This window comes from Streptomyces sp. NPDC102451, from assembly GCF_044765485.1.
Lineage (GTDB): Bacteria > Actinomycetota > Actinomycetes > Streptomycetales > Streptomycetaceae > Streptomyces.
The window spans coordinates 173,861-190,109 of sequence record NZ_JBIWKD010000012.1 but is presented as its reverse complement, the minus strand read 5'-3'; the positions used below and the strand labels follow the sequence as shown (position 1 = coordinate 190,109).

Annotated in this window: 15 protein-coding genes and 3 pseudogenes; 7 read left to right on the top strand and 11 right to left on the bottom strand. The window is 71.4% G+C overall.

The window, feature by feature from the left end:
* Positions 1-19: 19 nt before the first annotated feature.
* Positions 20-919 (bottom strand): RNA polymerase sigma factor SigJ, encoded by a 900-nt coding sequence (gene sigJ, locus ACIRD8_RS25460; RefSeq protein ID WP_403995821.1) that lies wholly within the window; start codon positions 917-919, stop codon positions 20-22.
* A gap of 103 nt (positions 920-1,022) precedes the next feature.
* Here sigJ and ACIRD8_RS25455 point away from each other — a divergent pair, with 103 nt between their 5' ends.
* The 3 genes from ACIRD8_RS25455 (at position 1,023) to ACIRD8_RS25445 (ending at position 2,685) form a co-directional block, all read left to right on the top strand.
* Positions 1,023-1,388: a hypothetical protein gene (locus ACIRD8_RS25455; RefSeq protein WP_403995819.1), complete on the top strand. Its 366-nt coding sequence runs from the start codon at positions 1,023-1,025 to the stop codon at positions 1,386-1,388.
* A gap of 109 nt (positions 1,389-1,497) precedes the next feature.
* On the top strand, positions 1,498-1,854 hold the full coding sequence (locus ACIRD8_RS25450; protein ID WP_403995816.1) for a hypothetical protein: 357 nt from the start codon (positions 1,498-1,500) through the stop codon (positions 1,852-1,854).
* Positions 1,855-1,887: 33 nt separating this feature from the next.
* Positions 1,888-2,685 carry an inositol monophosphatase family protein gene (locus ACIRD8_RS25445; RefSeq protein ID WP_403995814.1) on the top strand — a complete coding sequence of 266 codons (798 nt, stop codon included), beginning with the start codon at positions 1,888-1,890 and terminating at the stop codon, positions 2,683-2,685.
* Between the two features lie 82 nt (positions 2,686-2,767).
* On the opposite strand, the pseudogene ACIRD8_RS25440 reads toward ACIRD8_RS25445, so the two are convergent.
* Together ACIRD8_RS25440 and ACIRD8_RS25435 are read right to left on the bottom strand one after the other, a co-directional pair.
* Positions 2,768-3,508, bottom strand: a pseudogene (locus ACIRD8_RS25440) (class I SAM-dependent methyltransferase).
* An 89-nt stretch (positions 3,509-3,597) separates the two neighbouring features.
* A pseudogene (locus ACIRD8_RS25435) lies at positions 3,598-3,885 on the bottom strand (hydrolase); the annotation flags it as partial.
* Positions 3,886-4,122: 237 nt separating this feature from the next.
* Here ACIRD8_RS25435 and ACIRD8_RS25430 point away from each other — a divergent pair.
* Positions 4,123-5,232, top strand: coding sequence for an AI-2E family transporter (locus ACIRD8_RS25430; RefSeq protein ID WP_403995811.1), 1,110 nt, complete (start codon positions 4,123-4,125; stop codon positions 5,230-5,232).
* Positions 5,233-5,283: 51 nt separating this feature from the next.
* Here ACIRD8_RS25430 and ACIRD8_RS25425 read toward each other — a convergent pair whose 3' ends face one another.
* The 8 genes and pseudogenes from ACIRD8_RS25425 to ACIRD8_RS25390 form a co-directional block, all read right to left on the bottom strand.
* On the bottom strand, positions 5,284-6,111 hold the full coding sequence (locus tag ACIRD8_RS25425) for a DUF1684 domain-containing protein (RefSeq protein ID WP_403995808.1): 828 nt from the start codon (positions 6,109-6,111) through the stop codon (positions 5,284-5,286).
* 52 nt (positions 6,112-6,163) lie between these two features.
* A complete protein-coding gene (locus tag ACIRD8_RS25420) occupies positions 6,164-6,709 on the bottom strand; it encodes a GNAT family N-acetyltransferase (protein WP_403995805.1) in 546 nt (181 codons plus the stop codon).
* Between the two features lie 65 nt (positions 6,710-6,774).
* Positions 6,775-7,767 (bottom strand): annotated as a pseudogene (locus ACIRD8_RS25415) (PLP-dependent cysteine synthase family protein); the annotation flags it as partial.
* Between the two features lie 63 nt (positions 7,768-7,830).
* Positions 7,831-9,525 carry a dipeptide ABC transporter ATP-binding protein gene (locus ACIRD8_RS25410; RefSeq protein WP_403995802.1) on the bottom strand — a complete coding sequence of 565 codons (1,695 nt, stop codon included), beginning with the start codon at positions 9,523-9,525 and terminating at the stop codon, positions 7,831-7,833.
* Positions 9,522-10,445 (bottom strand): ABC transporter permease, encoded by a 924-nt coding sequence (locus tag ACIRD8_RS25405; RefSeq protein ID WP_403995799.1) that lies wholly within the window; start codon positions 10,443-10,445, stop codon positions 9,522-9,524. Before ACIRD8_RS25405 ends, ACIRD8_RS25410 begins: the two co-directional genes overlap by 4 nt.
* Positions 10,442-11,392, bottom strand: a complete 951-nt coding sequence (locus ACIRD8_RS25400) for an ABC transporter permease (protein ID WP_403995796.1) — start codon at positions 11,390-11,392, stop codon at positions 10,442-10,444. Before ACIRD8_RS25400 ends, ACIRD8_RS25405 begins: the two co-directional genes overlap by 4 nt.
* A complete protein-coding gene (locus ACIRD8_RS25395; RefSeq protein WP_403995793.1) occupies positions 11,389-13,005 on the bottom strand; it encodes an ABC transporter substrate-binding protein in 1,617 nt (538 codons plus the stop codon). The genes ACIRD8_RS25400 and ACIRD8_RS25395 overlap by 4 nt, the downstream gene beginning before the upstream one ends.
* Positions 13,006-13,120: 115 nt before the next feature.
* Positions 13,121-13,210: a putative leader peptide gene (locus tag ACIRD8_RS25390; RefSeq protein WP_403995949.1), complete on the bottom strand. Its 90-nt coding sequence runs from the start codon at positions 13,208-13,210 to the stop codon at positions 13,121-13,123.
* A 267-nt stretch (positions 13,211-13,477) separates the two neighbouring features.
* Here ACIRD8_RS25390 and ACIRD8_RS25385 point away from each other — a divergent pair, with 267 nt between their 5' ends.
* The 3 genes from ACIRD8_RS25385 to ACIRD8_RS25375 all read left to right on the top strand — a co-directional run bounded on the left by ACIRD8_RS25385 (position 13,478) and on the right by ACIRD8_RS25375 (position 16,247).
* Positions 13,478-13,618, top strand: a complete 141-nt coding sequence (locus ACIRD8_RS25385) for a putative leader peptide (RefSeq protein ID WP_403995790.1) — start codon at positions 13,478-13,480, stop codon at positions 13,616-13,618.
* Positions 13,619-13,764: 146 nt separating this feature from the next.
* Positions 13,765-15,138 carry an MFS transporter gene (locus ACIRD8_RS25380; protein ID WP_403995787.1) on the top strand — a complete coding sequence of 458 codons (1,374 nt, stop codon included), beginning with the start codon at positions 13,765-13,767 and terminating at the stop codon, positions 15,136-15,138.
* Positions 15,135-16,247 carry an LLM class flavin-dependent oxidoreductase gene (locus ACIRD8_RS25375; protein WP_403995784.1) on the top strand — a complete coding sequence of 371 codons (1,113 nt, stop codon included), beginning with the start codon at positions 15,135-15,137 and terminating at the stop codon, positions 16,245-16,247. Before ACIRD8_RS25380 ends, ACIRD8_RS25375 begins: the two co-directional genes overlap by 4 nt.
* Positions 16,248-16,249 lie beyond the last annotated feature (2 nt).

Genomic DNA, 16,249 nt, shown 5'->3' with positions numbered 1-16,249 from the left:
CCCGTTCCCGACTCGGCCATCAGCCGTCCCTCGCCCACGGCCTCAGCTTCTCCGGATTGCGGACCACCCAGATCCGGGTGACCCGGCCGTCGGCGACATCGAACGAGGCCACGGTCATGACGACACCGGCACGCCGGGCCACCAGGCCCGGCGTGCCGTTGACCGTGCGCTCCAGGAGTCCGAGCCCCGGGGCCCTGTCGACGACGGCGACCATGTACCGGGCAATGCGTGCACCGCCTTCGATCGGGTGCAGGGCGGCACCGGCCACTCCACCACCGTCGGCGGTCATCACCGCGGCCGGGTCGAGCAGTTCGACGAGGGCCGCGATGTTCTTCGACTCCCATGCCTCCTTCACATGCCGCACCGCGTCGGCCCGCCCCGCCGTCGCCACCGGAGCGCGCGTGGCGCCCACCCGCCGCCGGGCGGAGGCCGCCAGCTGCTTGCAGGCCGCCGGAGTCCGGCCGAGGACGCCGGCGATCTCCGCGAAGGGGTAACGGAAGACGTCGTGCAGGACGAACGCCACCCGCTCGGCCGGCGTCATCGACTCCAGGACGACGAGGAAGGCCATCGTCACCGATTCGTCCAGGATCATCTGGTCGGCCGGGTCGGCCCCCTGGCCGTGGGCCCACTCGGCGCGGTCGGGGAGGGGGTCGGGCAGCCACGCGCCGACATAGCGTTCACGCCGGGCCCGCGCCGAGCCGAGCACATCCAGGCAGATGCGGCCGGTCACCGTCGTCAGCCACGCGCCGGGGGACACGATCTCGGCCTGCCTGCTTCGCGGCAGCGCGTACCAGCGTGCGTAGGCCTCCTGCACGGCGTCCTCGGACTCGGCGACCGAACCGAGCAACCGGTAGGCGACATTGATCAGTTGACGCCGCTCTCCGGCCATCTCCTCGGTATGCGCCCCAGCCGTCCCCATGCTTCCGACCGCCCCCCTCGCCTTACCTTTCGCCCGCCCGCGTCGTCGGACCGGTGAGACCTTATCGGCCTACTGCCCTCGGGCGGGAAAAGGGGAACGTGGCATGGCGACCCAGGTGACGGCACAGCACCGCTTCTCGTTTCTGCAGATCGCGATCGCCCTGCAGACCCTGACCATCTTCCTTCAAGCGGTCTCCGCCGGACTGCTGTTGACCTCGTCCTACGGAGAGACGCTGCACAGCGCCGGAGCCCGCGTGATGTACGGGGCGGCGATGCTGTACGTGCTCGCCGCGGTGCTGGCCTGGAAGCCGGGCGGCGGCTCGCCCCGGCCCATCCTGTACGCCGTCGGCTTCCTCGTCCTCGCCTCGGTCCAGGTCGTGCTCGGCATCGCGCACGTACCGTCGGTCCATCTGCCGCTCGGCGTCCTGATGTTCGGGCTGAGCCTGCTGGCGCTGGCACGGCGGCGGTGAACGGGAGGGCGCCAGGAGGACAGGCACATTCCCTGCGAGCCGTCGGGCCGGAAACGGGTGGTCCGCCCGAGGGCTCGTCCCGTACGGTCGACCGGTGTGCTTCTACGCCATGACCTCCTACAAGCTGCACCACGCGTGCGTCTCGTGCCGCCTCAGCTTCAAGCGGCACGTGGATCCGGGGCGGCAGCACGTGTGCCCGAACTGCGCGCGGCCTCTCGTGTGCGCCGGCCACGACTTCGCGCCGCCGCCCAGGCGTGACCGCCGCGCGTGGTCGGTGGTGGCGGTGGTGCTGGGTGCGGGGCTGCGCTACGAGGGGCTGTCGGCGTGCGGCTGCGCCAAGGAGCCCCGGTACCGGCCGCGCACGCGAGCCGGTCTCCGGGCGCGCCGGTCCGTCGCCGCGCGGGACGGGGTCCCGCTGTCCGAGGCGCTGTCCCGGCCGGACCCCTGGATCCCCACCGCCGACTGACCTCGCCGCCGGCGCTCCGCTAATCTGCACGCCGTGATCAACTCATATGCGGGCCTGGACGATGCAGAGATCGCGGTGGCCGCGGCGCGCGCGGGTGCGGAGGTGGTGCGCGACGGATACGGGCGGCGGCACTCCCGCATCGAGAAGGGTGCCGGGGACTTCGCCACCGACGTCGATGTGGCCGCCGAGGAGGCGATCCTGGGCGTCATCCGTGCCGCACGGCCCGAGGACGCGGTACGCGGCGAGGAGGGCGGGCAACGGGGCGCGGCCGACGCGGTGCGCCGGTGGCTGGTGGACCCCCTGTGCGGCACGCTCAACTATTCCGTCGGCAGCATGCTGGTGGCCGTGAACGTGGCCCTGACCGAGGGTCCGGTGGCGGTCGCCGATCCCTTCGGCGGCGAGGTCTTCTTCACCCGCGGCGGAGCCGCCTGGGTCCGGGGCGAGGGCGGCGATACGCCGCTGGCGCCGACCGCTGCCACCGGGCTGGTGGACGTGAACCTGGATCCGCCCTTTCCCGGCGCGCCCGCCTTCAGAGCGGTGGACCTGCTCGCCCACCCCCGGTTCGTCGAGCGGTTCCGGCCACGCGTGGTCTCCTCGACGCTGGCGCTGGCCTGGGTCGCGGCCGGCAAGCGCGCCGCGTACGTCACCGACGGCAGCGGCCTTGCCGGGAGTGTGCACTTCGCGGCCGGAATCGCTCTGTGCCGGGCCGCCGGCTGCGTCGTCACCGGAGTCGACGGCGCTCCGGTCGGGGAGTCGGGGCGAGGGCTCGTGGCGGCCGCGGACGCCGAGACCCATGGCGCCCTGCTGTCGATGATCCGCCGGCGGGGCTAGGGTCTTTCGTCTGGGTTTTGAAGGTAGCGCCTGCCCGGCGAGGGGATGCCAGGGGCGCCTTCGCGTCTCGGCACGGCGGAACTCACGGTTTGTGGGTCACCCAGAGGAGTTCCGCCGGCCAGCGGTGTGCCCAGTCCGGCGGGTCGGTTTCGTTGTAGCCGTTGGGTGTTCCGGGTCCGGGCCGCGGCTCGATGAGGTCGTCGATGATGAGCCCCGCGCCGCGCAGGACCTTGACCCAGTCGCCGTAGGTGAGCTGATAGCTGGTCGCGCCGTCGCCTTCGGCGATGGTGTTCAGCCCGAAGTAGTCCCGCTGCATCGTCGTGGTCACGCGGCCGGCGGCTTCGTCGTAGCAAGCTTCGAACCATGGGCTGGCGACGTTGAACACCAGGCGTCCGCCTCAGCGCAGGACGCGTGCTGCCTGCGGGACGGCCAGGTGCGGAGGCGCCCAGCTGAGCCCACCGAAGTCGCAGAACACCAGGTCGAAGCTGTCGGAGGCGAAGGGGAGTTGTTCCGCCGCGCCCTGCACCAGCGGATAGCGGGCCGCACCCATCGCGTCGGCCGCTGCGGCGAGTTGGGCCTCGGACAGGTCGAGCCCGACCACGGCGGCGCCCTCGGCGGCGAGCGCCCTGGACCACTGGCCGGCACCGCAGCCGAGCTCGAGGACGCGCTTGCCGGTGACGTCGCCGAGGGCGTGCAGGTGCGCGTCGGGGATGGAGTACATGCCCCACAGCCGGGGTGCGGCGCCGATCTGCGGGTCGTGCTCGTGCTGGTAGGCGCTGCTGATCCGGTTCCATAGCCGCCGGTTGGCGGGGATGCTGTCCACGTGCCGACTCCAGCACGCCTGCCGGGGGTGGTCAACACGATCAGGACACCGGCCGCCGGCGCCCCCGCCGACGGCCGGCGTGTGCGGACTCAGTCGACGTAGACCTCGGCGCGGTCGACGCTCACGAAGGATCCCTGGGACTGGGCGTTGTGCTGACCGGTCACCCGCACACGGAGGGTGTGTTCGCCGTATCCCAGCCGCGGGCTCCTGTACTGCACGGCCTCTCCGATGCGGATGGGGCCGTGGAAGTCCACGGTCTGCTCGGCTCCGCCGTCGATGCTCACGGCCGCGTAACCGTTGCCGGTGTCCTTGACGGACAGCAGAGCGATGCGCGTACCGGTGAACGTGGCCGTGGCTCCGGTGCCGTCGCTCCAGTGAGGCTTCCTTCCGGGCCTGAGCCCGTTGGGGGATGGGGACCACACGCGTATTTACATCGATGTAATGACGGGGCGCCACGTTAAGTACGGGCAGTCGCCGTGTCAATGCCTGTCACAGCAGGCCGCACGACGGGCGGCGCATCAGGGCCGGGGCCGTCCGCCGCCACCGTTGTCCTCGGAGGACTTGAGAGGGACCTGACACCACAGGCGGATCCTGCGGCCCATAGGCTGAGGCACATGTCTGTCACGTTGAACTCCGGCAAGACCCGCGCCGCCCTCCGCGTCTCGGCCCGTGTCTCGGGCGAGTTGCTCCTGGTCCTTGCCATGGCCGTCGTGGCGGTGTGGGCGCTGGGGCGGATGTGGTCGGTCATCTGGCCGCTCGTGGTCGGCCTGCTGCTCACCACCCTGACGTGGCCCATAGCCCGCCACCTCCGCCGGCGCGGGTGGCCTCCGGCACTCGCGGCCTCACTCGTGACGGTACTGTTCCTCGTCGTCGCCGTGGGGGTCGTGGCGCTGATCGCGGTGCCGGTGGCCTCCCAGTCCGGGGAGTTGGCCGACGGCGTGGTCGGAGGCATCCAGAAGGTGCGCGAGTGGGCCTCCGGGCCACCGCTCAACATCAGCGACGACCAGATCACCGGTGCGTTCGACTCCGCGACCGCCCGCATCCAGGACAGCCTGGGCAGCATGGTCACCACGGTCGTCACCGGCGTGAGCACCGTGGTCAACGGGGTCGTCACCGCCGTGCTGGCGGTCTTCCTGATGTTCTTCATGCTCAAGGACGGCCCCAAATTCCTGCCCTGGCTCGCGGGTCAGCTGCCCGGCAGGTTCGCCACCGATGTGCCGGCCGTGGCGGAGCGCGGCTGGGAGACACTCGGCGGATTCGTGCGTTCCCAGGCCTATGTCGGCCTGCTCGACGCGGTCCTCATCGGCCTCGGCCTGTGGATCGTGGGAGTGCCGCTGGTGCTCCCGCTGGCGGTGCTGACCTTCGTGTCCGCGTTCGTACCCATCGTCGGGGCCCTGTTCGCCGGCTTCGTCGCCGTACTCATCGCCCTGGTGTCCAACGGACCGACCGACGCGCTCATCGTGCTGGCGATCATCGTCGTCGTGCAGCAGCTCGAGGGCAACGTGTTCCAGCCGATGATCCAGAGCCGCGGACTCGGTCTGCACGCCGCTGTGGTCCTGCTCGCGGTGACGCTCGGCGGCAGCCTGGCCGGCATCGTGGGCAGCCTGCTCGCCGTACCGGCCGCCGCGCTGATCGCGGTGGTCTGGAACTATCTGCGCGAACAGCTCAGCGAGCCGGATCCGCTGCCCGAGCCGGAGACGAGTGACGCCGGATCCCTGGCGTAAAGGTCCCCGGCTCGTCCCTGTGGTGGGGACGAGCCGGGGAGCCGTGCGACGTCAGGGCTTTCCGCCGCGCTCCAGAGGGATCTTCTCGCCCGTCTCGATCGCGACCGGCAGCCGGTTCTCCGCCGGTGGCAGCGGGCAGGTCGCCAGGTCGGTGTAGGCGCAGGGAAGATTCGCGGCACGGTTGAAGTCGAGCGTCACCCTGCCCTCGGCGTCGGGAGCCGCGACCGGCAGGGAGCGGTTCGCCGCGTAGGTGGTCACCCCTGAGGTCGCGTCCGTGAACAGCACCGTCAGACTTCCGGCGGCTCTGCCGTTGAACGCCGTGAGCCGGTGAACCGTGCCGTCCAGCTCGAACTCGACCTGGCCGGGGGAGTCGTAGACGTGTTCCAGGCCCTCGACCGCCGCGCCGACGGTCACGGCGCGCGGCGCGTCGAAGGGAACGAAGCGGCCGGTGCGCACCCAGCGGGGATCGGGGGCGTAGGCGGGGGTCCGGGTGAACGCGGTACGCAGAGCGTTCCCGGGGTGGCGGGGACGCAGGATGTCGTGTCCGCCGCGCTTGGCGACCTCGATCACCGCGTCGCCGAATCCCGGGTACAGGCTCTCCCTCTCGCCGATGACGCCGAAGTCGTACCGGCCGCTCACCGCCACGCCGTCGACGGTGAGTTCCTCGCCCTCCGCCAGCTCGACCACCACTCCGTCGGGCGTGGTCGACCAGGCTCCGGGGGCGTCCTCGAAGCGGGTGGGATCGGCGCTCAGCCAGTGCAGGCTGGTGATGGCGAGGAACCCGTGCGGTCCCGCGAGCACCTCCTCGTGCTCACGGTGCCACTGCTCCCAGTCCTTGACGAAATCAGACTGGTCGACGCCGACGTCCTGGACAGTCATGTTCGCTCCTTCGTGTGGTGTACGTGAGATACGTGAGCCGGGCCCGGACGTGTCAGACGTGCTTGCCGAAGCAGATGCTGAACGGGTCGGCGTCGTAGGGCGGATAGCAGGGGATCCGGTGCCAGCCCTGCCGTTCGTAGAGCCCCATGGCCTCCGGCTGCAGCTTTCCGGTCTGCAGGGAGAGCCGGGTCACGCCGAGCGCCCGGGCACTGCTCTCCACCGCGTCGAGCGCCGCCCTGGCCAGGCCGCGACCGCGGTGCTCGTCATGCACGTAGACGCGCTTGACCTCGTAGAGGCTCTCGATGTCCCGCTGGGTGAGCAGTCTCAGGGAGGCCGTCGCCAGCGGCCGACCGTCCTCGTACGCGAGCCAGGTGACGGCGATCTCCCCGGCGGTCGGCGGCCCGGGCCGCCGACCCGCGCGCTGAGCGTCGAAGGGCGCGTAACGAGGCCGTAGTTCGGCGTCCATCCGGTTGCGCAGGGCCAGTGCGTCGGGGTGGTCCCAGGTGGCGGCGACCCACCGTACCGCGCCGTCACCGGGGGCCGTCGGGCCGCCGTGCGCCGGCAGGACATCCGCGTCGAGGAGCCGCTCCGTGCTCACAGGGCACCGCCTGCGATCCGGCCGTCCGTGATCCGGCCGAGGCCGTCCGTCGTGGGGTCGGGCTCGGCGGGCACGTCGTCGTCCAGCAGACCGAGGCCGCGGAGCCAGTCGTCGTCGAAGACCTTGGAGAGATAGTTACGGCCGGAGTCCGGCAGCAGGACCACCACGAGGTCGTCCGGGCCCAGTCCGGCGGCCACCCGCAGAGCGGCGGCGACCGCGGTGCCCGCGGAGCCGCCGACCAGCAGCCCCTCCTCCCGGGCCAGGCGCCGGGCGGTCAGCAGGGAGTCGTGGTCGCTGACCCGCTCGAACCGGTCCACGACCGCAGGGTGGTAGGACTGCGGCCAGGTGTCGTCCACCGTCTCGGGGTGGCGGTACCGGCCGATGCTCTCCACGTAGTACGGGCTGCCGTCACCGCCGGAGTAGAGCGAGGCCTCCGGGTCGGCGCCGACTACCGTCACCCGGCCACCACTCACCTCCTTGAGATACTCGCCGGTCCCGGTGATGGTGCCGCCGGTGCCGATCCCGGACACCAGGTGGGTGATGAGCCCGTCGGTCTGCCGCCAGATCTCCGGCCCCGTGGTGCGGTAGTGGGCCCGGGGATTGGCCGGGTTGTCGTACTGGTTCGCCAGCCAGCCGCCCGGGGTCTCCGCGGCGACACGGTCGGCGACGGAGTGCACATGAGCGGGATGTTCGCGCGGCACATCGCTGGGGCAGACGATGACCTCGGCACCGTAGGCGCGCAGTACGGCGATCTTCTCGGCGCTGCTCTTCTCCGGGATCGCGAAGACGCAACGGTAGCCGCGCTGCGCGGCGACCATGGCGAGGCCGACTCCCGTATTGCCCGAGGTGCCCTCGACGATGGTGCCGCCCGGCAGCAACTGCCCGGCCTCCTCGGCCGCTTCGACCATCGACAGAGCGATGCGGTCCTTAACGCTGCCGCCCGGATTGACGTACTCCAGTTTTACGTAGACGGGTGCGGGCGCCGCGCCGGTGACACGGTTCAGCCGCACCAGCGGCGTGTTGCCGACCACGTCGGTCAGCGATGCGTGGACGTCCAATGCAGTGCTCCTTGCGTCGAAGCCGCCCCTCGGTCCCTGAACCCCGCGCACGGGGCCCGGGGTTCAGTGAGCGGCGGCCACCCGCTGCTTGCCGGGGATGGCGGCGAGCAGCTCCTTCGTGTACGGATCGGCCGGCGCCGCGAAGATGTCGTCCGTCGTGCCCGTCTCGACCAGACGTCCGTGCCGCATCACCCCCACCCGGTCGGCGATCTGGCGCACCACGGCTAGGTCGTGGGAGATGAAGAGGTAGCTCAGGCCCAGGTCACGCTGGAGATCCACGAGCAGCTCCAGTATCTGCGACTGCGCGGACACGTCCAGCGCCGACACCGGCTCGTCGCACACGACCAGGTCGGGTTCCAGGGCGAGCGCCCGGGCGATGGCCACCCGCTGCCGCTGGCCGCCGGACAGTTCGGACGGCCTGCGGCGCAGCACGGATGACGGCAGCGACACCCGTTCCAGCAGGTCGGACGCCCGTTGCGACCGCTCCCTGCGGCTGCCGACGCCGAACGCCCGCAGGGGCTCGGCGATCACCTCCGCGACGGACTGGCGCGGGTCCAGTGACGCGTACGGGCTCTGGTACACGATCTGCATCCGCCGCCGGAGCCGGCGCAGCTTGCCGCCGCGCAGCCGGGTGATGTCCCGCCCGTCGAAGGTGATGGCGCCCTCGGACGGATCCGCCAGCCGCACCACGAGGCGCGCCGTGGTGGACTTGCCGGAACCCGACTCGCCGACCAGCGCGAACGTCTCGCCGCGGCCGATGCGGAAACTGACGTCGTCGACCGCCCGCAGTGTCCGGGAGCCGCCCGGCCCGCCCGTCCCGACAGGCAGCGGGAACGTCTTCACGAGGTTACGGGCGACGACGAGATCCGTGGCCCCGTCGGCCCTGCGCGGATTGTCCGGTGCCGCGCCCGCCGGTACGCCGGACGGTCCGGGGGCATCCCGGCGCCTGGCCACCAGCCGGCCTCCCGCCAGGCTCGGCGCGGCGGCCAGCAACTGCTGCGTATAGGCATGCCGTGGGTCGTTCAGCACCTGCTCCGTGGAGCCCGTCTCGACGACCTCACCCTGGGCCATGACCACGATCCGCTGCGCGCGGTCCGCCGCGACCCCGAGGTCATGGGTGATCAGCAGCACGGCGGTGCCCGACTCCCGGGTGAGGTTTCCGATGTGGTCCAGGATCTGCCGCTGCACAGTGACGTCCAGGGCGCTGGTCGGCTCGTCGGCGATGACCAGCCGGGGCCTGGCGGCCACCGCGATGGCGATCAGCACCCGCTGCCGCATCCCGCCGGAGAGCTCGTGAGGATACTGCCGGGCCCGTACGCCGGGGTCGGGCAGACCGGCCTGGCCGAGGATCTCCACGGCCTGTGCCGCCGCGGTGTCCCGGTCGGCGAGCCCGTGGATCAGCAGCACCTCGGCGACCTGGGCCCCGATGCGCTGCACGGGGTTGAGCGACACCATCGGATCCTGCGGGATCAGCCCGATGTCGCGGCCGCGGCGTGCCCGGAGCTCCTTGTCCTCGACCAGGGCCAGATCGACACCGTCGAAGAGGACCTGCCCGCCCCGCACCTCGCCACCGGCCGGCAGCAGCCCGATCACCGAGTGCGCCGTCGTGCTCTTGCCGGAGCCGGATTCGCCGACCACGGCCACGACCTCGCCCGCCCCCACGGTCAGGTCGACTCCGCGCACGGCCGGAACGATGCCCGAGCGGGTGCGGTAGGACACCCGCAAGCCACGTACGTCGAGGAGTGGTTCGTCGCTCATCGTGTCTCCCTGCCTTCCCCGTCCAGTGCACGGGAGATCCGGTTGGCGGCCAGTACGGTGGCCGCGATGGTCAGGCCGGGCAGGGTGGTCAGCCACCAGGCCGTGGCCAGGTAGTCGCGGCCGCCCGACACCAGCGAGCCCCACTCGGGGGCCGGCGGGACGGCGCCGTAGCCCAGGAAACTGAGCGCGGACACCTGCAGGATGACGGCGCCGAAGTCGAGGGCGGCGTACACCAGTACCGGACCCGCGGAGTTCGGCAGCACATGCCGGAACAGCACCGTGAACCAGCGGGCCCCGGAGGAGCGTGCCGCCTCCACGTACACCGCACCGCGCACCCGCAGGACCTCGGAGCGCATGACCCGGGCGAAAGTCGCCACGCTCGCGATGCCCACGGCGATGGCGACCTTGACCGTCCCGAAGCCCAGCGCGGTCACCACGGCCAGCGACAGCAGCAGGCTCGGGATGGCCAGCAGGACGTCGGCGGCACGCATCAGCACATCGTCGACACGACCGCCGAGGTACCCCGCCAGCAGTCCGGCCAGTGACCCCACCAGCAGGCCCACGGCCACCGCGACCACGGTCGCCTGGAGCGACAGCGCGGAGCCGTGCACCACCCTGGCGAACAGATCACGGCCCAGCTGGTCGGTGCCGAAGAGATGGTCCGCACCGGGGCCCTGAAGCCTCTCCCGGGGAACCCCGGACAACGGATCCTGCGAGGTGAACACGCCCGGGAAGAACGCCGCCACGATCACCAGCGCCACCAGCACGACCGACAGCACCAGCCCGGGGGAGCGCAGCAGGAACCTGCCCAGGCGCCGGGCCCGTTCCCCCGCCCCCTCCCGCACCGCCTGGTCGGGGGCCGGCGGGCGCGTGCCCTTCGGCGTGCCGGTCAGCGCCTCGGCGGTCATCAGCTCGGTCATGGCGCCACCGCCCCGGCCGTCGTGATCCTCGGATCGAGCAGCGGATAGACGAGATCGACCGCCAGATTCGCCAGGACGAACACCAGCGCGCCGAACACCACCAGTCCCTGGACCACCGGAATGTCCTGGGCACTCACCGCCGTGGCGGTGATCCGCCCCACCCCGGTCCTGGAGAACACCGTCTCCACGACCACCGAGCCCGCCAGCAGATTGCCGACCAGCACGCCCAGCACCGTCAGCGGGGGGATGGACGCGTTGCGGGTGGCGTGCCGGAAGTGCACACGCGCCCGGCTCGCGCCCTTGGCCAGCGCGGTCTCGACGTAGGGCTCGGCCAGCGTGGTCCGCAGGCTCTTGGCGAAGACCTGGGCGATCACCGCACCGGCGGGCAGGGACAGGGTGATCACCGGCAGGACCAGACTGTCGAAGCCCTCGTTGCCGATGGCGGGCAGCAGGCCCCACCGGAACGAGAAGAACTGCACCAGCACCAGCCCGACCAGGAACGTCGGCGCGGACACACCGAGCGCCGGCAGCGACAGCAGCGCCTGCCGCAGCCAGCGCCACCGGGTGTACGTACCGAGGAGTGCCACGCCCCCGCCCAGGGCCAGGGCCAGCAGCAGGGCCGCGGAGGTGAGCTCCAGCGTGGCCGGCAGGCTCGTGGCGATGAGATGACCCACCTCGTCGCCGCTCTGCACCGAGGTCCCGAAGTCCCCCTGGAGCGCGTGCCAGAGCTGGGTGCCGTACTGCTCGACGACCGGCTTGTCGAGTCCGTACGACTTCTTCAGCTCGGCGAGCTGCTCCGGGCTGATGTCGTTGGTCTCGCCGCCGCCTGCCGCCATGATCGACACCGGGTCGCCGGGCAGCAGGTACAGCACCGCGAAGGACAGGGTGAACGCCGCCCAGAGGACGAACACCGCCTGCGCCAGCCGTCGCGCCAGATACTTCCTCATGACAGCCACGTGTCGTGGAACTGCAGCCTGGACGAGGCTTCGAAGTCCAGGTCGTGGACCTTCTCGGACAGGCCCAGGACGGTGGTGAGTTCGAACACCGGGATCTGGTACGCCTTGCCCAGCACGGTCTGCTGGGCCTGCGCCACGTACTCGGCGCGCCGGGCCGGGTCGCTCGCGGATGCCTGCTTGTCCAGGAGGCCGTCCAGTTCGCCGTCGGAGAGGTGGCCGAAGTTGAGCAGCTTGCTGGAGAACCCGGTCCGCAGGATGTCGGGGTCCACCCGGGTCGAGTTGCCCCAGGAGAAGTCGTAGTCACCCTTCTGCCGGAGCGCGACGAAGTCCCCGATGGTGGAGGACTGCAGGGTGATCTGGATCCCGGCCTTCTTGAGCTGCTGCTGGATCAGCTCCAGGGCGGTCTGGTTGGGGCCGAAGTTGGACGCCCACACGACCTTGAGGGAGAGCTTCTTCCCGTTCTTCGTACGGATGCCGTCCGAGCCGGTCTTCCAACCGGCCTCGTCGAGCAGTTTCGCGGCGCCCGCGGCGTCGTGGCCGAGCCGGTCGCCCAGATCGGTGTAGTCGGCCGTGGTGCTTGCCAGTGAACTCGTGGCCGGCTTGTAGCTGCCGCTCAGGACCGTGTCGACGATCTCCTGACGGTCCAGGGCCTTCTGGATCGCCTGACGGACCTTGATGTCCTTGGTGACCGGCCGCGCCACGTTCGGCGACAGCGCGAACGGAAGCCCCGGGTTGGCCCGGCTCTGCAGCACGAAACCGGCGCCCTTCAGCCCGTCCTCGTCCTGCGGCGCCACTCCGCCCACCGCGTCGACCTGGCCGGACTGCAGGCTTCCGGTGCGCACCCCCGACTCGGGGATCACCTTGAAGGACAGCTTCTCCAGATAGGCGGGGCCCTTGCGGCTCCACAGCGAGGAGCCCCAGTCGTATCCCGCGCGCCTGCGCTCCTCCACGGACTTGTTCGGTGTGTAGTCGACGAGGGTGAACGGCCCGGAGCCGACCAGGTTGTCCGTGCACCGTTCGTCGGCGGGCAGCTTGACCGTCGACTCGGCGAGCAGCCCGAGCGTGAACGTCGATGTCGCTTGCAGGAACTGCGCGTTGGGGGCGGAGAAGGTGACCTCGGCGGTGTACTCGTCGACGACCTTGGTGCTCCTGTAGCCGGCCAGATAGCTGCTGCCGAGGACAGCCTCCGCCCCCAGCCCGATGACTCCGTCGAAGTTGCTCTTCACCGAGGCGGCGTTCACGGGGGTGCCGTCGCTGAAGGTGGCCCCCTCACGGAGGTGGAAGGTGAACGTCGTCGCGTCCTCGCTCACCTCCCAGGACTTCGCCAGCCAGGGCACGATCTTCCCCGTCTTCGGGTCCTGGTCGGTCAGCGAGTCCACCAACTGGCGGGCCGGGTAGATCGCGTCGTTGTTGCCCGCCTGCTGCGGGTCGACGCAGATCGGGTCGGATGCCAGGGCGAAGGTCAGATGGCCCCCGGAGTGCGGGGTCGAGCCGCCCGCGTCGTCCGCGGAGGACGAGGAGCAGGCGGTGGCGGAGAGCGACAGGACGGTGACGGCGGCGAGTGCGGCAAGGGCGGAGCGGTGCTGGGAACGTGGTCCGGACATCGGCGTTTCTCCAGAAAAGGGGGAATCGCCCGGGCACGGAGGATGACCTGCGAAGACAGTTCTGTACGCAGGAACAGGCCAGGCCGTGACGCGGGCCGGTCAGGCGGTAATGACGTCAGGCCTGACAGATGGCGCTGGAGACGCGGTGCAGATCGATGTGCCGACGGGCCGAGAGGCGGGGCCGGAAAAATCCCGCGCGGTGCATACCAGCAGCCCGGCTCGGGGGCGTGGCCCCGGCGGCATTCGGCTGGTACGGCATGGGAGGCGCGGTCCTTTCACACATGTGGCATCGTCCACCGGGGACGGTGCCACGCAACGTATCAGCTCGAACACCGGTATGAGAAGGAAGCCTTGGCGGCTCACGGCACGGCATTGTTCAACCGTGGTCGAACGGATAACGTGAAGAGATCACACGCATCAGCGGCTCCCGTCGTGCCGCTGACCCACCCGACGGCTGTGAGGTGACCGGCGCATGCAGACGCGATCCTCCCGCGAGTGCGACAGTAGTGTGCCGTCCCACGCCGGGGCCTCCGGGCCGCTGGTCGCCCGGCGCCACGTCGACCTCCTCAGGGTGAGCAGCGCGCTGTGTCCGAGGACCGCTCCGCGCCGCTGAGCACATACAGGCCGCTCGCTCCGGTCCGCGCCGCAGTCTGACCGCGCGCCCCCAGTGACAGCCCGCGTGCCCCCGTGCGTCCGCACTCCCTTCTCCCGCGCCGACGTCTGCCGCGAGCCCCGTGCGGGGCAACCGCCGAATCCGGCATGCCCGCACACCTGACCGAGAGGATCACGGTGCCCAAGAGCACCGCACGACCAGGCGTCTTCGCCGCACTGCGGGTGCGTGACTACCGGATCTACTGGAGCACGGGCCTGATCAGCAACACCGGCACCGCGATGCAGGGGGTGGCGCTGGACTGGTTCGTGCTGAACCTGACCCACAGCGGGACCGCCGTCGGCTGGGCGGCGGGGCTGCAGTTCGCCCCGGTCCTGGCGTTCGGTCTGTGGGGAGGGGTGCTCGCCGACCGGTACGACCGACGCACCCTGCTGCTGTGGGCGCAGTCCCTGTACGCGCTCCAGGCGCTGCTCCTGACGGTCACCGTCCTGTCCGGGAACGCGCCGCTGTGGCTGATCTACGTGCTGTCGTTCTGCCTGGGCTGTGTGTTCACGGTGGAGAACCCCGCCCGGCTCTCCTTCGTGACGGAGCTGGTCGGGACATCCCTGATCACCAACGCGGCGGGGCTGAACATCCTGTCCCTGAACGCGGCCCGGCTGATCGGCCCCGCCGTCGCCGGAGTGCTGATCGCCCTGATCGGCACGGGCGGGGTGTTCGCGGTGAACTCCGTGTCCTTCGCGGTGGTTCTCGCGGGCCTGCTGACGATCCGTCCCCAGCCGAGACCGGCCGGCAGTGAGCGGCCCCCCTGGGTGGGAGCGGGCGTGGCCGGGCTGCGTTACGTCGGTGCGCGGCCCGAACTGATCGCCGTCTTCGCGGTCTTCGGCCTGGTCTCCACCTTCGCCCTGAACTTCTCCACGACCCTCACGCTGTTCGCCGGCCGGGTCTTCGACGTCGGCTCCAGCGGTCTCGGGTTCATGTCGACCGCCCTGTCGATCGGCACGATCGCCGGAACGCTCGTGGCCACACGCCGGGCCTCGCCCAAGGTACGGACGGTGGTCACCGGTGCGGTGCTGTTCGGGCTGTGCGAGGTGCTGGCCGCCTTCATGCCGACGTACGTCACCTTCCTCGCCCTGCTGCTGCCGGCCGGATTCGTGCTGATGACGCTCAACACGGCGGTCAGCGCCTTCGTCCAGTCGGAGGTCAGCGACGCGATGCGCGGGCGGGTGATGGCCGTCTACACCGTGATCTCGATGGGCGGGGCCCCGATCGGCGGTCCGGTGATCGGCTGGGTGTCCCAGCACGCCGGGGTGCGCTGGGGCATGGCGTCGGGCGCCGCGGCGGCCGTCCTCGCCGCACTCGCGGTGGCGCTGTGGCTGTCCCGGCAGCGGACGGCCGCCTCAACGCCCCTCCATGACCGGGCAGTTCCCGCACACCGCCCTCCCGCCGCCGCGCACACCCCCGCCCCGTCCCCTGCCAACTCGTACGCACCTGACTCCACTTCGACCGGAGGTACCACCCCATGACTGACCGCGATGCCGGGTTCGCCGGACTGCGCCTCGCCCTGGAAGTCGACGGCGACGGCGCACACCCCGCCGCCTGGCGCCACTCCGGGCGCCCGCCGGGTGCCGTCCTCGGCCCCCGTGCGCTGCGCGATGTGGTCGCCGCGGCCGAGGACGCGGGCTTCGTCCTCGTCACCTTCGCCGACTCACCCCTGCCGCCCGGCGCGGGCCCGGAGCCGGCCGGACGGCTGGAGGCCGGGACCCGTGCCTCGTACGCCGCGCCCCTGACCGACCGGATCGGCCTCGCGCCCACCCTGCACGTCGCCACGACGGAACCGTTCCACCTCGCCACCCAGCTGGCGAGTCTGGACCACGCCTCGCACGGCAGGGCCGGCTGGGTGGTCGGTGCGGCGGCGGGCCGGGACGACCTCGCCACCGTCGGGGGAGCGGCGCCCTCCGCCGCCGCGCTCGTCCGTGAGACCGCCGATGTCATCGACACCGCCCGCGCCCTGTGGGACTCGTGGGAGGACGACGCGGTCATCAAGGACGTGGCGAGCGGACGGTTCCTGGACTCGCGACGGGTGCACCACATCGACTTCGAAGGAGCGACCTTCACCGTCAAGGGGCCGTTGATCACTCCACGTCCGCCGCAGGGCCAGATCGTCGTCCTCACCCCGGACGTGCTGGACGCCGACGCCCGCGCCGACGTGGTCCTGGTCGGGCGGCCGGATCCCGCCGCGGTCGCGGCCCGCGCGGCCACGGCCAGGGAGGCGGGCGCGCCACTGGTCTTCGCCGAGGTGGAGGTGGTCCTCGACGCGGCTGTCCCGGCCACGGACCGGCTCGCCGAGCTGGACGGTGCCGCCGCATGGCCGGAGTCCGGACGGCTGCGCCACGTCGGCTCCCCGGAGTCACTGCTCGACCTGCTGCGCGAGCTGGCCGAGTCGGTCGACGGGGTCAGGCTGCATCCGGCCGTACTCGCCGTCGACCTGCCGGTGCTGGCCGAGCGGGTGCTGCCGCAGGTGGCCGGGGCGGGGCCGCAGCGTGTGCCCCGGGCCGGCACCACGCTGCGCGAATCGCTCGGCCTTGCCCGTCCCGCCAACCGATACGCCGCCGCGGCGGCCACGAACGCCTGAGG

Bases quoted from the DNA above. Each gene is read 5' to 3' on its own strand.
- ACIRD8_RS25375 (WP_403995784.1), top strand. From the start codon at position 15,135: ATGACTGACCGCGATGCCGGGTTCGCCGGACTGCGCCTCGCCCTGGAA.
- ACIRD8_RS25450 (WP_403995816.1), top strand. From the start codon at position 1,498: ATGACCTCCTACAAGCTGCACCACGCGTGCGTCTCGTGCCGCCTCAGC.
- sigJ (WP_403995821.1), bottom strand. From the start codon at position 919: ATGGGGACGGCTGGGGCGCATACCGAGGAGATGGCCGGAGAGCGGCGT.
- ACIRD8_RS25425 (WP_403995808.1), bottom strand. From the start codon at position 6,111: ATGACTGTCCAGGACGTCGGCGTCGACCAGTCTGATTTCGTCAAGGAC.
- ACIRD8_RS25390 (WP_403995949.1), bottom strand. From the start codon at position 13,210: ATGCACCGCGCGGGATTTTTCCGGCCCCGCCTCTCGGCCCGTCGGCAC.
- ACIRD8_RS25395 (WP_403995793.1), bottom strand. From the start codon at position 13,005: ATGTCCGGACCACGTTCCCAGCACCGCTCCGCCCTTGCCGCACTCGCC.
- ACIRD8_RS25455 (WP_403995819.1), top strand. From the start codon at position 1,023: ATGGCGACCCAGGTGACGGCACAGCACCGCTTCTCGTTTCTGCAGATC.
- ACIRD8_RS25405 (WP_403995799.1), bottom strand. From the start codon at position 10,445: ATGACCGAGCTGATGACCGCCGAGGCGCTGACCGGCACGCCGAAGGGC.
- ACIRD8_RS25410 (WP_403995802.1), bottom strand. From the start codon at position 9,525: ATGAGCGACGAACCACTCCTCGACGTACGTGGCTTGCGGGTGTCCTAC.
- ACIRD8_RS25430 (WP_403995811.1), top strand. From the start codon at position 4,123: ATGTCTGTCACGTTGAACTCCGGCAAGACCCGCGCCGCCCTCCGCGTC.
- ACIRD8_RS25400 (WP_403995796.1), bottom strand. From the start codon at position 11,392: ATGAGGAAGTATCTGGCGCGACGGCTGGCGCAGGCGGTGTTCGTCCTC.
- ACIRD8_RS25385 (WP_403995790.1), top strand. From the start codon at position 13,478: ATGCAGACGCGATCCTCCCGCGAGTGCGACAGTAGTGTGCCGTCCCAC.
- ACIRD8_RS25380 (WP_403995787.1), top strand. From the start codon at position 13,765: ATGCCCGCACACCTGACCGAGAGGATCACGGTGCCCAAGAGCACCGCA.